16 protein-coding genes and 1 tRNA gene are annotated in these 16,458 nt (G+C 38.8%); 14 read left to right on the top strand and 3 right to left on the bottom strand.

Annotated features, from left to right (window positions below; translation table 11 throughout):
* Positions 1 to 148: 148 nt before the first annotated feature.
* Entirely contained in the window at positions 149 to 613 is a 465-nt protein-coding gene (locus QNI15_RS14060; protein ID WP_314032209.1) for a hypothetical protein, read from the bottom strand.
* A gap of 170 nt (positions 614 to 783) precedes the next feature.
* Here QNI15_RS14060 and QNI15_RS14055 point away from each other — a divergent pair, with 170 nt between their 5' ends.
* Positions 784 to 1,347: a DUF1877 family protein gene (locus tag QNI15_RS14055; RefSeq protein ID WP_314032207.1), complete on the top strand. Its 564-nt coding sequence runs from the start codon at positions 784 to 786 to the stop codon at positions 1,345 to 1,347.
* Between the two features lie 167 nt (positions 1,348 to 1,514).
* Here QNI15_RS14055 and bla read toward each other — a convergent pair whose 3' ends face one another.
* Positions 1,515 to 2,384, bottom strand: a complete 870-nt coding sequence (bla, locus tag QNI15_RS14050) for a subclass B3 metallo-beta-lactamase (RefSeq protein WP_314032205.1) — start codon at positions 2,382 to 2,384, stop codon at positions 1,515 to 1,517.
* 205 nt (positions 2,385 to 2,589) lie between these two features.
* Positions 2,590 to 2,673: transfer RNA gene (locus QNI15_RS14045), tRNA-Leu, on the bottom strand.
* Positions 2,674 to 2,852: 179 nt separating this feature from the next.
* On the opposite strand from QNI15_RS14045, the gene QNI15_RS14040 reads away from it, so the two are divergent.
* The 13 genes from QNI15_RS14040 (at position 2,853) to QNI15_RS13980 (ending at position 16,423) form a co-directional block, all read left to right on the top strand.
* Complete coding sequence (locus QNI15_RS14040; RefSeq protein ID WP_313980314.1) at positions 2,853 to 3,596, top strand: SIMPL domain-containing protein; 744 nt, start codon at positions 2,853 to 2,855, stop codon at positions 3,594 to 3,596.
* Positions 3,597 to 3,793: 197 nt separating this feature from the next.
* Complete coding sequence (locus QNI15_RS14035; protein WP_314032203.1) at positions 3,794 to 5,857, top strand: BatA domain-containing protein; 2,064 nt, start codon at positions 3,794 to 3,796, stop codon at positions 5,855 to 5,857.
* A gap of 170 nt (positions 5,858 to 6,027) precedes the next feature.
* A complete protein-coding gene (locus QNI15_RS14030) occupies positions 6,028 to 7,089 on the top strand; it encodes a sialidase family protein (protein WP_314032202.1) in 1,062 nt (353 codons plus the stop codon).
* Positions 7,090 to 7,813: 724 nt separating this feature from the next.
* Positions 7,814 to 8,188 (top strand): hypothetical protein, encoded by a 375-nt coding sequence (locus QNI15_RS14025; RefSeq protein WP_314032201.1) that lies wholly within the window; start codon positions 7,814 to 7,816, stop codon positions 8,186 to 8,188.
* A gap of 28 nt (positions 8,189 to 8,216) precedes the next feature.
* Positions 8,217 to 8,549, top strand: a complete 333-nt coding sequence (locus QNI15_RS14020; protein ID WP_314032200.1) for a hypothetical protein — start codon at positions 8,217 to 8,219, stop codon at positions 8,547 to 8,549.
* A gap of 35 nt (positions 8,550 to 8,584) precedes the next feature.
* Positions 8,585 to 9,724, top strand: a complete 1,140-nt coding sequence (locus tag QNI15_RS14015) for a glutathionylspermidine synthase family protein (protein WP_314032199.1) — start codon at positions 8,585 to 8,587, stop codon at positions 9,722 to 9,724.
* A 241-nt stretch (positions 9,725 to 9,965) separates the two neighbouring features.
* Positions 9,966 to 11,261, top strand: coding sequence for a dihydroorotase (locus QNI15_RS14010; protein ID WP_313992710.1), 1,296 nt, complete (start codon positions 9,966 to 9,968; stop codon positions 11,259 to 11,261).
* Positions 11,262 to 11,840 carry a DUF4199 domain-containing protein gene (locus QNI15_RS14005; protein ID WP_313992709.1) on the top strand — a complete coding sequence of 193 codons (579 nt, stop codon included), beginning with the start codon at positions 11,262 to 11,264 and terminating at the stop codon, positions 11,838 to 11,840.
* Positions 11,841 to 11,922: 82 nt separating this feature from the next.
* Positions 11,923 to 12,468, top strand: coding sequence for a DUF4199 domain-containing protein (locus QNI15_RS14000; protein WP_313992707.1), 546 nt, complete (start codon positions 11,923 to 11,925; stop codon positions 12,466 to 12,468).
* A gap of 75 nt (positions 12,469 to 12,543) precedes the next feature.
* Positions 12,544 to 13,515: a glycosyltransferase family 2 protein gene (locus QNI15_RS13995; RefSeq protein WP_313992705.1), complete on the top strand. Its 972-nt coding sequence runs from the start codon at positions 12,544 to 12,546 to the stop codon at positions 13,513 to 13,515.
* Between the two features lie 96 nt (positions 13,516 to 13,611).
* Positions 13,612 to 14,457, top strand: coding sequence for a LytR/AlgR family response regulator transcription factor (locus tag QNI15_RS13990; protein ID WP_314032197.1), 846 nt, complete (start codon positions 13,612 to 13,614; stop codon positions 14,455 to 14,457).
* A gap of 119 nt (positions 14,458 to 14,576) precedes the next feature.
* A complete protein-coding gene (locus tag QNI15_RS13985; protein WP_313992701.1) occupies positions 14,577 to 15,191 on the top strand; it encodes a hypothetical protein in 615 nt (204 codons plus the stop codon).
* Between the two features lie 47 nt (positions 15,192 to 15,238).
* A complete protein-coding gene (locus QNI15_RS13980; protein WP_313992699.1) occupies positions 15,239 to 16,423 on the top strand; it encodes a serine hydrolase domain-containing protein in 1,185 nt (394 codons plus the stop codon).
* Positions 16,424 to 16,458: the final 35 nt, after the last annotated feature.

Below are 16,458 nucleotides of genomic sequence, written 5' to 3'. Positions count from 1 at the left end.
TACTATAAGTCATCCTAAATATAGCTTGTCTTTAGTCGGCCAACATTCAGGATGACTCATTTCTTTTGTAAAGTTCAGTTCATATACCTTAGATCATACTTAGCCTGTGCGAAATGGGCGTTCTACAAAAAATGGATTTAGGTGTAACTTATTCTATTGCTATATATATTATCGACAATGGTCCTTTTTTCGTGATACCCTCCATCCCTAACTCTAATCTGGTATTGGAAATAGATAGTATCTTTACTATCTCCTCGCGTTCTTTAGTACTATTCTCAATTAGAACAAGTTCATTTGTATTCTTATCTATTCTCCAGGATCCTTTTATTGTTTTAGTAGCCTGATCATCCACTAATGTTGTGAGTAAAATCCCTCCTTGCTGGTATTCGGTTGTACTACCAGTCAATCGGTTTAAAAAATAATCTATCATTCCTTTAACGAACTTGTCAGCTTCGGGGTCTGAACCTGCTTCAAAGCTTTTTTCTATTGTTTTTTTAGTAGCCTCTACATCAAATTTCCATTTTCGAACCAGGTATTGTTTTGTAGTATCACTTTTAAAGGAACTGAATGTAACATACACGAACAGAGTAAGTAGGTAAAAATTCTTTTTCACTAGTGGGTAAAAGATAGTTAAAATTTATAGGCAAAGATAGGCAAGTATTTTTCCTAATCTGACTTTTTTAGTTCAACTTTGCTTCAGTAGACTTTTCATTTTAAGAGGACAGCTTGCTTTATTCTAGTCCACATGGATATAGTAATCTTAACTACTTATTGCCCTTACTTATGAGTATGAATTTGCAACTCAAAGCAATCAAAGATTCAGATATCAAGGATCTGATTGCTTCACCTATTCTGATAGAAATACTGGAAAATGAGCAGATTGATCCGGAATGTGTTGATGTAGAGGAAAAATATGGAATACTTCCTGAAGATATAGCAGATTACTCCAGCTGGCAACCACAGGAAAAAGTTGACAAACTGGATCTGGAAGGAGCTTTTGTTTCGCTGGATTACCTTTTAACAGGACGCAATAAAAGCAGGGCACATTACCCATACAACTTTCTTACAGCCAATCATCGTATTGTCACAGAAATGGGTTGGGGACCAGTGAATGTATATCATTCAGAAGAAGTGAAGGAAATTGCCAACGCACTAGAGTCACTGGAGGAAAGTATACTGATAGAAGAATTTGACCCACAGCATTATATTGAACAAAAAATTTATCCACGTCATTATAAATGGCAGAAAGATGATATCTATAGTATGCTAAATCAACTAAAAACCATTACTTCATTTCTAAAAAAGGCAGTAAATGACGGAAAGGGTATGTATACACTAGTTGTCTAGAAGTAGATAAGACAGCCCAAGATTCCTTTTGATAACTGGAATAAAATCTGAATGCAATAAATGCATTATTTTACTCCTTCAACAAAATAAGTGTCGTAGGGAAAACCTAAGAGATTGAAGGAAATCTCTCAGATGAATAACGAATGTGGCTTGTATGGCAAACTCACTTAGTTACCTTTTTTCTTCTTGAGAAATTCCTTTTCCAACTTGTTAAGCTGCGCATTATATCCCTTTTTATCGATAAAAGTAGAGGGATTATAACTTTGTCCAGGTTTGTGTTTGCGATGAAGTTCACATTGACTGGCATGGGCAGTCAACCAGATATCAAAGGACAGCTTTTTCATAGACTGCAAGGTATAGGCATAGTCTTGCGTAATCTCAGGGTATTCAGGTATTGCAGCAAAGTCTTTCTCTGTAACAATGGTAGGCATATTGACAAGCAGTACCCGATAAGAACGATTTGCATCTTTTACATTAAACAAAAAACTACTTGACCCTTTGGTATGACCCGGATGATGGAGCATCACCAGTCGCATATCTCCTAGTTGGACGGTGTCTCTATCCTTGAGTAGGCGATCTACCTGTACAGGTGCGAATGTACTTACCGAACCACCCAATGCATAATCTGACTTTCCTCCATCTTCTGTTGCTGGCGCGTCTTTCTGATTAATCATTAGTTTCGCTCCCGTTAATTTTTTAATAGATGCCATAGCTCCCATATGATCATAGTGGGCTTGCATGTTTAATAAGATCTTGGTATCGGCAAACTGAAAGCCTAATGTTTCGATATTCGCCTTGATGATTGGCTCTGAATCAGCAAGTCCGGTGTTAATAAGAATATTTCCCTGCGAAGTAGTGATAAGGTAACAAGCCAAGTCGTATGTGCCGACATAATATAAGTTACCTGCAATTTGAAAGGGAGCAAAAGGCTTACTCCATTCAGCAGGAACACTTTTAGGTTCCTCTACTTGTTGAGCCAATGAATTTGTAAAGGCCAAAGAAAGACCAAACAACAAAAAGATCACTTTTAGATTCATATTATGTAGGTTGAGATGGTAATTGAGGTCGTATGGATTCAGTTGTTTTTAGAATTGGTTGAAAAGAAGGAAGCAAATTAAAAAACAGGTAGAATAAAGCCACCATTACGAATTTGCAATCCAGAGTAACGCCACATCTCTGAATTCCTCATTAGAGTCCTTAAACAAAATAACCTACTGTTTTTCAGTAGGTTATTTCTAGTAGTGACCACGACTGGACTCGAACCAGCACACCCGAACGGGCACTACCCCCTCAAAGTAGCGTGTCTACCAATTCCACCACGTGGCCAGATAGCAAGGGATTTTGTGCTGCAAATATAGAGCATTTTCCTAAATCCAATACCTGCTCATCATTTTTTTCATAAAATTTACTGAGGTCAAAAAAAATGGTATGGTTTTTATGAATATACTATTCAACAGTCAGTAACAATAGCTGACATCACACTCAATACACTTATTTTTAAAGTTATGAAAGTTAACTATTTAGTAATCAGCTTGCTTTTTCTAGTTGGATTAACCAAGCTTCAGGCTCAAACCACACCCAATCAACCCTATGTCAAAAAAATTGAAGTTACTGGCAGTGCAGAAATGGAGGTAATTCCGGATGAAATTTATTTCAACATTTCACTAAAAGAATATTTTACAGACAAATCCAATAAAACAAAAGTTGCTATCGAAACGCTGGAAAAACAACTTCAGCAAGCAGTAAAAGATGCAGGAATTGCGAAAGAAAACCTACAGATTGAAAATATATATGGTGGTACTCCCAACTGGTGGTTGTATACCAATAAAAAGGAAAAGCCAACAGATATTCTGGAAAAGAAACGATATGTATTAAAGGTAAGTGACCTGTCAAAGATTGATAACATTCTTTCTAAAGTAGATGGCAAAGGCATTGAGAATGTCAATATTGGAAGATACAACCACTCCAAAATGGCTGAATACCGTAAAGAGCTAAAGATAAAAGCCCTTCAGGCTGCTAAAGAAAAAGCAGGATATCTGCTGCAAAGTATTGGCGAACAAGTAGGTGGAGTATTGGAAGTCCATGAAGCCGGAGATACAGAAGGTATGCCAATGCCTTACAATCAAGCATACTTGTCGAACAGGATATCACAGGTAGCAATGGAAGGTGGAGATGCTACAGGTTCTGAAATTGATTTTAAGAAAATTAAGATCCGCTACGAAATCCAAGCCTTTTTTTCCATTAAATAAGAAACTAATTCTGTAACTTGACGCTGACCGGACGAAACTCCGGTCAGTTTTTTTATTTTTAGGCAGTTGAGAGATAGTCTAAAGGTGAAATTGAAAAAGATACGCTTTGAAAATTCAACACAAAAGCGAAAATTTCGTTCTTTATAAAAAACTGTCAGATTTGTTCATTCGTTACGCTCGTCGCTTATATTTGCCAAATGAGTTTTCTGTATCCTTCATTTTTGTTCGGTCTGTTTGCGGTAGCCATCCCGATAGCCATTCACCTGTTTAATTTTCGCCGTACCCGTAAGGTATATTTTACCAATGTCGCCTTTCTGAAGGAGGTAAAAACAAGTACCAATTCGTTTCGGAGACTGAAACAGTGGCTTATTCTGGCAACACGTATCCTCTTCATTACATTTCTGGTATTGGCATTCGCCCAACCATTTATCCAAAGTCCCAAACAACAAAGTTTGTCTAGTCAGGGAAATACAGGTATCTATCTGGATAATTCGCTGAGTATGCAGAACGAAACAGGCAAACGTCAGTATCTGCAGTTGGCTACAGATGAAGCGGATGAATTGCTGGGTGCACTACCCAAGACACCCTCTATACAACTGCTTACTAACGACTTTGAGAGCCGGGATCAATACCTGGCTACTCCTGATAAACTAAAAGATCGTCTCACAGAGATCAACTTCTCTCCTACTTCCCGGACGCTGGAAAGTATCTACAAAAGGCAAAACAACCTGCTTTCACGAAATTCTCCCTCCACTCAAAACCAGTTTATATGGTTCTCTGACTTTCAGAAAAGCACGGTTGGTGATCTCAATAAGTTAAAAATTGATACCAATAGCCGTATTTTTCTTGTACCTGTACAAACCGAAGAAACAGCCAATTTGTATGTAGATTCTGTGTGGTTAGCTACTCCATTTGTGAAAGAGATGGAAACAAATACGTTGAATGTACGGTTGGTCAATACAGGCAAGGAAGCAGTAAAAAACCTTCCGGTTAAGCTTTTCCTGGATGAAAAACAGGTTTCTTCATCTTCTGTAAATCTTGATGCCAACAATTCTGTGGTAGCTGCATTTGATTTTCTGGTAAAAGAAAGGGGTTTAAAGAAAGGTAGAATATCCTTCGAAGATTTTCCGGTTACATTTGATAACGACTTCTATTTTGTCTTGAATGCCTCGCCAACTATCAATATTGTACATATGTTTGGAGGTGCTACCGGTAATTATATCCAGAACCTTTTCAGCAACGAAACTATATTTCAGGCTCGTAGCCTCAATGCTCAGAATGTTGACCCTACATTGCTGAATACAGCAGATCTGGCTATTCTGGACGGTGTTACAGACCTCAGCGGCTCCCTTCCAACTTCACTGGAAGCCTTTGTGAAAAAAGGTGGCAGTTTGATTATTTTTCCAGGCCCTGCCAACAATAGTACCATCTATGGGTCATTACTAAGTCGATTAGGTGTACCATCACCTCAGAATACAACGTCGCCAGATAAAACATTTGAAGCGATTGATGCTCCGGATACACGTAATCCATTTTTTGAGTCAATCTTTGAAAATACAACACAAAAAGAACGTATGGCAATGCCAGCAGCCAATCCGGTCTGGCAATGGACAGGTCGTGGCAGTTCGTTGCTGCGTCTAAAAACAGGAACTCCCTTCTTAAGTCGTTTTGATGTGCAACGAGGTAAAGTATACCTGTGTGCATCTCCTCTTACAGACAATTTCAGTACATTCCAAAAGCATGCTCTTTTTGTACCTATATTGTACAAAATTGCAGCACTAAGTAAATCACAGGAACGTCTTTCTTTCTCCTTTCAGGAACCAAGTATAGCTGTTGAAATCAATGAAGCAGGCAAAGAACCTGTTTTTCATCTGAAAAGAGATAATCTGGAATTGATCCCTTCTCAACGCATCAGTGGAAAACAGTTATTGTTCGACATTCCGGAAAATTCGCAAACAGGTAGCAAACAACTGGCAGAAGCAGGATATTATGAACTTACCCTGAATGGCAAAGTGCAAAAGATACTTGCCTTTAATTACGACAAGAAAGAATCTCAGCCTGATAGCTACTCTCCTACTGAGTTGAAACAAATCTTTGGCCGATATAAAAATGTACAAATCTTTAGTGCACTCAACGAAGGCGAATTTGTCAATGAGTTCAAGTCAGAAAGTCAGGGAAAGAATTTCTGGAAATATTGCCTGATTGCAGCTTTATTCTTTTTACTGGCTGAAATTCTGATTATCCGGTTTGTGAAAGGATAGTTTTTGTTTATCTCCTGCATAAGAAGTTGTAGAAAGAATAAACCAAATCGTACAATGTTTGTGATCTGGTTTATTCTTTTCTATCTTGTGAATATACACCCATGATCCCAATATTGAGCTATTCCCAATCTATTACACCATAATTAGTTTCTATTCAATTACCTTATCACATGTTTTTTGCCAAAGTATCCTATTTTATAGTACAAAGTCTGTTTCTTTCCCTCGTTTTCAACAGTTCTGTTTTTTCTCAGAATAAATTACCCAAAGCCACTCTTGTTAGCCAGGAATTTATACTAAACAACCCTCCTTTTGCTGCCTGCCATGCCTCTACAATTGTTAGTCTACCGGATAAGAGTATTCTGGCATCCTGGTTTGCTGGAGCCTATGAGAGCAGTCCGGATGTGTGTATCTGGATTGCCCGTAATGTCAACAATCAGTGGAGTAAACCTGAGAAAGTAGCCGATGGGATTATCAATGATACACTCCGTTATCCCTGCTGGAACCCTGTATTATTCTGTTCCAAAACAGGCAAGTTGTTCCTGTTCTACAAAGTAGGCAAGTCACCCCGTGACTGGTGGGGAATGGTAAAATATTCCAAAGACAATGGAAAAACATGGTCTGTTCCTGAAAAACTACCTAATGGAATGCTGGGTCCTATTAAAAATAAACCCGAGCAGTTACAGAATGGAGATATCCTTTACCCTTCGAGTACAGAAAGTGCAGATGAAAAAGTATGGAACATTCATTTGGAGAAGACGGATAGCGAAGGTAAAAACTGGAAGAAAATCACGATTGCCTGTGATACATTCGGGGTTATTCAACCGAGTATTCTGGTTCATTCGGATAAAACCTTGCAACTGCTTTGTCGTAGCCGTCAGAATAAAGTTGTGCAAACATGGTCACATGATAACGGTGCTACCTGGGAGCCATTATCCACTATCGATGTACCCAATCCCAACTCAGGTACAGATGCAGTAACTCTTCGTAACGGCTACCATATACTGATATATAACCCCTTACTAAAGGGACCAAACTGGTTCAATGGCCGTTATAAACTCAATGCAGCTATTTCCAAAGATGGTATTCACTGGACAGATGTGTATAAACTGGAAGATGAAACCAAAGGAGAGTTTAGCTATCCTGCTGTGATTCAGAGTGCAGATGGGCTGGTTCATATCACTTACACCCATGACCGGAAGAATATCAAACATGTGGTATTGAAAGTAGATTAGATAACATTTATTAAAAAGCTTTATCAACTGAAAAATATAAACCATGAGTCTATGCATTAAAAATAGTATAGACTCTGGCTTACTTTTCACGAGTATAAAAAACAAGTATAACCTGTATAACAGGCCTCACTTACAGGTATTTATATTTGTAACCAATTGGATAGCTGTATGTAACCAGCGTAACTCACCTAATTACCCAATAAGATCCTGTCCTGAGCGATCTTTATAGCGTGAATATTTCTATGCAAATCAAGGGTTTGAACTGAGTTATACCTATAAAACTTTTTGCGGTGAATTCCGATCAAAAGGAATTCTTGCGGTTTATTCTATGCGAAAACTTTTTTGCGGTAAATTCAACGCATCAGCAATTTTGCGGTAAACTCCAGGCAAAAATTGTTTTCATTCACATAAACCAAAACAACTTTTCCTATTGCTCTCTGCATAGAATTATACGCATGCCATACCTACACGTTGAAAAAGCCTCAAAAAGTTTTATAAGCTGATTTTAGATCGCTAAATTCTTCCTGATCCATCTATCCCAATCACCCCATCATGTGAACAGCCAGAAATCAGGATGGATGATCTTTTTTTTCATAAATTACCTTGCTGAAATTATTTATCTGGTAAATATGGGTTACAAAGTAGCATCTCATTCATAAAGGAATATCTGCTCAGCTAAAACACAACGCTTGTCGACAATCAATAACCAAGTAACTTTATCCCAATGAAAACCATTACAAAATCAGGATTACGCCTATGGGTCTTTTTTACAATTTTCACAAGTACACTACTGGTTACCTCTTGTAAATCGGAAGAAGAAGGAGATGCAGCGTCTCTAGATAAAAAGGCAAGCATTGAAATGCCTGTACAGGTTAATCACATTTCTGCAGACAAAGACGAACTGGTGATTACATATACGATATGGAAAGACAATGTTGCCATTGGAACCAAGGTTGTTCGGGATACGATTCCAGCATTAGGTCTACAATTACAGGAGGCAGAAAATGCAGATGGGGACGTTATTAATGTACAGGTTCCTACTGAATACAATATCTATGTTACATTAAAACCAGGAAATCCGCTTCCAGAAAACCAATAACAGCATTTTCTGCTAAGGAGTTATCTCAATGAAAAAGAGCCAATTTATCAATATAGCGTTAGTTGTGGCTGTACTTTCCACTTCGGCCTGTTCGAACAAAGAAGACAAAGCAGCAAAAAACTCGCATTTGTATCTTCGTTCTGATACAAATGCACACTATACGCACGTTTACCATCCGTATCGATACCATGGATTTTCTCCTGTAGGTTTGTATCTTCTTTCTACATTAGGTCGTCCTGTATACCGTTCTACAGGGTACGAATCCTATTCCACACCTCACTCCAGCACAGCCAGAAGCCAGTCTATTTCACGAGGTGGGTTTGGAAGATCTGCTTTTAGTGTAGGTTCGGGAAGAAGTTAATCCATCGTTCTGTTATATCACCATACATCAACTACATGAAACGCATTGCAATTACTCCACGAAATTTCTGGCAAAATAAGGTTGAAACATTGGGGTTTGGTTTTCACTCGCTGGAAGGCATAAAATACTGGGACGAATCGGCTTATTATCAGTTTACCTATCCACAGATTGAACAACTGGAGAAAGCTACCAATACCCTGCATGAGATGTGTCTGGAAGCAGTGCAGTATGTAATGGATCATAACCTCTATCATCTGTTTCATATTCCGGCATCCGTTATTCCTCTGATTGAAAGAAGTTGGGAAAATGATGAACCCTCACTATACGGACGATTTGATCTTGCCTATGATGGTATTCATCCTCCTAAAATGCTGGAATACAATGCAGACACACCTACCTCTTTGTATGAGGCAGGTATTGTACAATATTTCTGGTCAGAAGAGGTACGTCGTGGAGTAGATCAGTTCAATTCGATTCATGAGAAGCTGGTAGATTATTTTCGTTCAGTAAAACCCTATCTGAAGCCTGGAAAAATCTATTTTGCCTGTATCAAAGAGTCGCTGGAAGACCTGACAACGGTAGAATATATCCGGGCCTGTGCACTCGAAGCAGAATTAGTGACTGAGTTTATCTATATAGACGAGATTGGGTGGGATTCAAAGACACAGACCTTTGTCGACAATCAGGATGTGGACATGCAGAATATCTTTAAACTGTATCCTTGGGAATGGATGGTAAATGAAGAGTTTGGCCAAAATCTACTTATAGACAGAAATCAGACGCTATGGATTGAACCTGCCTGGAAAATGATATTGTCCAATAAGGCGATTCTGCCTATTCTCTGGCAGTTATTTCCTAACCATCCCAACCTGCTTCCCTCTTATTTTGAGAAACCGGCCTCATGGGATACCTATGTAGCCAAGCCCTTACTAAGCCGTGAAGGTGCTAATGTGGAAATTGTAGAAAATGGCAACACCATTCTGGAAACAGAAGGAGAATATGGAGAAGAAGGCTTTATTTTTCAGGAGTTTTACCCACTGCCTGAATTTGAAGGCAACTATGCAGTAATTGGTTCGTGGGTCATCGGGCAGGAATCTGCGGGTATTGGTATTCGTGAAAATACAACACTGGTAACAAACAATACGAGCAGATTTATACCTCATGTAATTGTATAAATATAAACCCTCCCTTCCACTCGAACAACACACATCAACGTTGTTTGAGTGGAAAAGCTATATTTCTTCGCATATTTTATCCATCCTGCTATTGGGATGAATTGAGTTTAACAGAAAGATTTTGCATTTGCTGTTCACTATCAAGTGATTTATACTTAATACCAAAATCAAAAACCAGTACATCCTTGTAAACTCCTTTTCCTTCATTACTTTTGCAGCGGAAAAAACGTTATCCCTCCCAATGACAAAAATTCTCATCCAATCAGCCCAAATTCTGGATTCAGCTTCGCCTTTTAATGGGCAGACCAAAAGCATTCTTATTGAAAATGGAATCATTACACAGATTGCGGATCAGATCAGTATACAAGCAGACCTTACCATTGATCAGCCTAATTTGAAAGTTTCAACAGGCTGGGTAGATATGCGTGTTTCTGCACCAGATCCAGGCTATGAGTATAGAGAATCGTTGCGTTCGGTTCGGGAAGCAGCAGCAGCGGGAGGCTTTACAGAGATCGCGTTATTACCCAACACACAACCAGTTATTCAGACCAAAGAGTCTGTAAGTTATCTTACTCATACAGGAAGTAACCATGCAGTAAAAATTCATCCGATTGCAGCAGTAACCATCGATGCACATGGCAAAGATCTGACAGAGATGATGGATTTACATCAGGCCGGAGTAATAGCTTTCTCAGATGGACATGAACCTCTCCAGAATTCTGACATGGTATTGAAAGTGTTGCAATACATGCAGCCATTTGGGGGATTGTTTATTAACCGTCCGGAAGATACTTTGCTTACTAAGTTTGGAACCATGAACGAAGGTGTTCCAGCTACTATGTTAGGCATGAAGGGAATGCCACGAATGGCTGAGAGTATGATGATTATGCGTGATTTGCGTATTCTGGAATATACAGGAGGCAAAATACATTTTACCTGTATCTCAACGGCTGAGTCAGTAGAATTAATCCGTCAAGCCAAGCAAAAAGGCTTACAGGTAACTTGCGATATCGCAGCACACCAGATTGCCTTTACTGATGGCGATTTAATGGAGTTTGATACCAACCTGAAGGTAAACCCTCCTTTCCGTGGACAAAGTGATATAGATGCGTTATGGGTAGGTCTGGCAGATGGAACTATTGATGCTATTGTATCTGATCACCATCCGCTGGATGTAGAAGTAAAAAATCTTGAGTTTGACCTGGCATCTTTTGGAATTATTGGCCTGGAAACAGCGTTTGCGGTTCTAAATACCTATAATACAAAACTTTCTGCGGAGCAACTTGTAAGACTTCTGAGCCAACAACCTCGCCATATCTTAGGGGTAGCAGCTATCTCAATCAGTGAAAACCAACCTGCCAATCTGACTCTTTTTGATACAGATACCGAATGGACATTTACAGAGAAAGACATTCGTTCCTTATCTAAAAATACTCCATTTATTGGCAAGAATTTTAAAGGGAAAGTGTGGGGAGTGATTAATCAGGGACAGGCCAAACTTGTCAGACAGAATTCTGAAATTCGTAATTCAAAATAAATGAATCCGTATTTACGTATTGCATTAATATTTGGTACAGTAGCCGGACTTTCTGGAATAGCCTATTTTTTAGTACTCCAATATGAAGTTGGGGAACCTGCCTTAACCCGTTTAAGTACATTGGATATTATTATAACCCTCCTTTGTATAATTTATGCAATGGGCTATTTCAGAGACCGAAAACAAAATGGAGTGTTGCATTTCTGGGAAGGAGCTGTAATAGGAATAGGAACTGCCATCATTGGTACGTTGTTTATGTGTCTGGTGATTTATGGTATTGTTGTATTTCTGGATCCGAATGTATTCAAAAACTTTATTCTGTATCTACAAAAAGATATGTCTCAACGGCTCACTAGCGATGTGATTACTAAAAGTCCTCAACTTCAGCAAATGATCCGAACCCAACTGGCAGCTCTCCCCCAAATTACCCCATTTGATACTCTTTTCTTTCCAGGAGGGGCATTTGTCAAAAATATAGGGATTGAAATTTTGGTAATAGGAATGATTGCAGCCATCATGCGAAAGAATGTAAACCATTTATCACAAAAGCAGGAGACAGAAGTAAAAAAGAAAAAATAAGTTTGTAGAATAGCGTACCCTTGCAGAGTTAACTTCTTTGTAAGTACATATATTTTCTAAACAAACCACTTACCCTGATTTTATGGAAACAACACAACAACCATCTCCAGTACCTTTTGCACTTCGTTATGGTTTATACGCAGGCCTGGTACTTACAATAATTGGTGCGATTTTAAATATTACGGAACTATCTTTTAATCAAACAATAGGTTATCTCTCCACTCTACTTTTTTGGGGAGCACCAATTGTAGCCATTATTTTAGCTTTAAAAGATTTCAGACAAAACAATGGTGGTTATTTAAGTCTGGGACAGTCAATTGGTCTTGGGACATTGCTTTGTGTAGTTATGGGATTTATATCCGGACTCTTTACTACTCTGTATGTTAAGGTAATAGACGCTTCCTTTGCGGAAAAAGTAATTGATAATGCCAGACGACAAATGGAAGAAAAAGGAACTATGAGTGATGAACAAGTTGATAAGGCTATTGAAATATCTCGTCCGTTTACAGAGGCTATGTTTACCTATAGCTTTATAATAAGTCCAATACTATATGCTATTATTGGTGTAATTTTCTCCCTTATTATTGGAGCTATCATGAAAAAAGATCGTGATGTATTTTTACAATAATTTCTTTCTATAATGAGAGAGCTTATACGTTAACTATGTATATACTCTCTCATTATTCATTTATTTACAGCATTAATGTCTGAAAAACCTCAAATTTCGGTAGTAATACCCGCCAAGGACGAATCTGAATCTTTACCCGAGCTTTGCGAATGGATAGCGAGGGTAATGAAAGCGAATGCGTTTACTTATGAAGTCATTGTTATTGATGATGGTAGTACAGATGATTCCTGGGATGTGATACAACAAATTTCACAAAAGAATCCTGCCGTTAAAGGCCTACAGTTTAACAGAAACTATGGCAAATCTGCCGCATTGCATGTAGGCTTCCGGAGTGCAGCTGGTCATGTAGTGATTACTATGGATGCCGACTTACAGGATAGTCCGGACGAAATACCTGAACTCTATGCCATGATCACCCAACAAAAGTATGATCTGGTATCAGGCTGGAAAAAGAAGCGGTATGATCCTATCAGCAAAACTATTCCTACCAAACTATTTAATGGGGTGACCCGATGGATTTCTGGTATTCAGTTGCATGACTTCAACTGTGGTTTGAAAGCATACAACAGCCGTGTAACCAAAAATATAGAAGTATATGGAGAGATGCATCGCTACATTCCATTGATAGCCAAATGGAGTGGGTTCTCAAAAATAGGTGAAAAGGTAGTGGAACATCGTGCCCGTAAATATGGCCATACTAAATTTGGGTTGGAACGATTTGTTTTTGGTTTTCTGGATCTGCTTTCAATTTCATTTGTAACCCGTTACCGGAAACGTCCTATGCACTTCTTTGGGACTATTGGCTCTCTTTCCTTTCTGTTTGGGGCTATTGTAGCCATCTGGCTTATTATCGACAAAGCGTACAATAATATATATCTCCATAAAACAGTACGAAGTGTGACTGATCAACCGTTATTTTTTGTAGGTCTGGTAGCCATTATTTTAGGTGCACAAACCTTTCTGGCAGGCTTTCTGGGTGAAATGCTTACCACATCCAACCCACAGAAAGCGAATGACTATCTGGTGGCAGATAAAGTTGGATTTTGATTGAAATAGCTGTTTGTACAGCTATTTCAATTACTAGTTATCAGAAAGAGTTGTAGTCTCAATCTTCAGTATCAGCTATCTTACCAGGGTCACCAAATGAAGCAATTGGATACACCTGCTCATTTACCTGTCCGCGATGCCTTTTTGTGGCTCTATGTATATCCGGTCTTAGCATTGGCTGTTGTTCATATGGGCAATGACACCCCACTACGCCAGCTTATTATCCTGCCTAGTTATTATACGGATATTCTTTTTGCACTGGGAACTGCCTATCTGATTGGATTGTATATCCGAAAAATAAATTGGGTTCTCAATACAAACCTCACCTGGCAAGCAGTCCCTCACAAACGTTTTTACTGGCAATTGTTTTTGGGTATTATCTGTCCTGTGTTCTTTCTGTTTTTAGCAGAATGGTTTTATTTGTTCTGGCTTCGTATCCCTTTACACGAAAGTTCTATCTTTTATTATGAACTTCCTCTTTGTACTATCTTTTTGTTCTTTATTAATGGTATTTACTACCTATTACAACTCAACACAACAGTAGCGGCTTCTCAACAAACTATTACCGAAAGTTTAACCGATCCGATCACTCAACTCCCCTCCTATCTATCAACCTATGTAGTAACAGCAGGTTATACCACACGACCTATTGCCTCAAATCAGATTGCCTGTTTTTTTACAGAATCCAAGACCATATACCTCGTAACAACAGATGCTCAAAAATTTGTTATCAAAGAATCGCTGGATGAGATAATTCAGAAACTCGATCCTGAAATTTTTTTTCGGTTAAACAGATGGGTAATTGTACATCGTCAAAGCATTCAGTCCATTGAACATACTCCTACCCGCAAATTAAAAATCCATCTTTTCATAGCAATAGGCGAAGATATATTTGTCTCCAAAGAACGCGCAACTCTTTTTTTGAACTGGTTTGAGCAATAGCTGTCCGTTTCAGTTTTGTTTTTGCCTGTTTCGTCATTTTCACACATTTAGCCTCCCTTTTAGTCAACTTTCAGCCTCTATCTTCGGGTCATACTTTTGTTACACACACTACTATGACTATGAAACCGTTCACCTCCTTTTCACTAAGGATAAGTATCTTTTCTTGCATTCTTTTTCTAATTACACGCTTTAGCATTGCTCAATCCTCTGTCCCCATTACAATCAGTGTCTTCAATGAGAGTGTAGCCATCCCGTTTACTCAGGGATTTCCCACACCTATACATCCAGGCATGGCTGTTGGTACCGAAATTCCAACGCATCAACGTACCTGGTCTTCTACAATGGTGTCTGTAAACCTTGGATACTATTTTCACAAATATCTGAATCAAGCTTTGTTTGCGCAGATAGGATATGGGTATGAATTCCGATCTAAAATTGGCATAAGCAGTCTGGTGCAAATGGGAGTTGGTTACCTGCATGTGATACGGAATCAACCCGAATATAGTTTGCAAGATGGAAAATACACATCCAGTTCAGGCATAGGGCGTTCTCGCCTTATGATTGCTCCTAGTGTAGACATAGGTTTCTACCTGAAACCGAAAAAAATACAATCCGGACGTATTTTTGTACGCTACCAACCCTGGGTTGAATATCCTTTTTCCTCGGGCTTTATCCCACTATTACCTCATACTAACCTTCATCTGGTATATAAATTCTATCCATTCTCCAAATAAAGGATGTCTATTCCGTTTCAAATTACTCTTATCTGTTATACTCAACTATGAAAAACAATATTTCATTCTTTCTTTTATTCATTGCAGGCTTTATTTCCTGTAAACAAACGGAAGTTATACCTACCTCCTATTACCAATGCAATCTATCCTTCCCGGATAGCAGTAGTCGCCATCCGCAACACACTGCGTATCAATCACTCCTGGATGATATGACATACAACGGAGTACCGGGTGTTCTTATGAGTATTCAATCAGCAGAACAAGGCACATGGTTAGGTGCCAGTGGTATGGCAGACATAGCCAATCAGGTCCCTATGCAAAGTTGCAACATAAGCCGGGCAGGAAGCATTGCCAAACTATTTACCGCTACGTGTATTCTGATGCTGGCCGAAGAAGAGAAATTAAGTCTTGATGATCCGGTTAGTAAGTATCTTCCTGAGAATATATTGGCACCTCTTGAAAACGCCCGACAAGCAACAATACACCAGTTGCTACATCATAGTAGTGGAATCTTCAATTACATTCAGAATCTGAAGTTTCAGACAGCCTCTCTGAATGAATTCAATAAAACCTGGTACCCGAATGAGTTGCTATCCTATGCACATACTAAAAAAGCCTATTTTGAGCCAGGAAAAGATGTTCGTTATTCTAATACCAACTATGTGTTGCTGGGTATGATTATCGAGAAAGTGACCGGCAAACACTTTTCTATTGTTTTCAAGGAAAAGATTATAGAACCCCTGCATCTGTCACATACATCTTTTGATAGTACAACTCCCATCCCTATTGGTTTGGTACGAGGGTATATAGACCTGTATAGTGATTTTCACCTGATCGAAAGTACCTATTACAGTGGCTGGGATTATTATACAGCAGATGGCGGACTTATTTCCAATCCGTATGATCTGGCAGTGTTCATACGGGCATTGTACCATCATGAGTTGATTTCGCCTACGTCTCTGGCTCAAATGCAGCAATGGGTAACACCGTCTGAAAAGGATAATGATTTTTTTCCTATAGAATATGGTCTGGGAATATTCCGTATACAAACACCGTATGGGTATGCTGTATATCATAGTGGAGATGCCATTGGGTATTATGGCATTACACTGTACTTTCCAGAAAAAGATATAGCTATTTCCTGGCAGACCAATGGAAATTATGGGAAGATAGACAAGTTGATTTCCAGTAAGGAGGCTATGATAAAGATTATGGATGTAGTATTGAAATAACGAAAGAGCATCCTCCAACTTTTTTTCAAAACATT

It is taken from the genome of Xanthocytophaga flava (assembly GCF_030068545.1).
Taxonomy (GTDB): domain Bacteria; phylum Bacteroidota; class Bacteroidia; order Cytophagales; family 172606-1; genus Xanthocytophaga; species Xanthocytophaga flava.
Note: the sequence above shows the minus strand (reverse complement) of the source record. Positions and strands in the feature narration are given on the sequence as shown.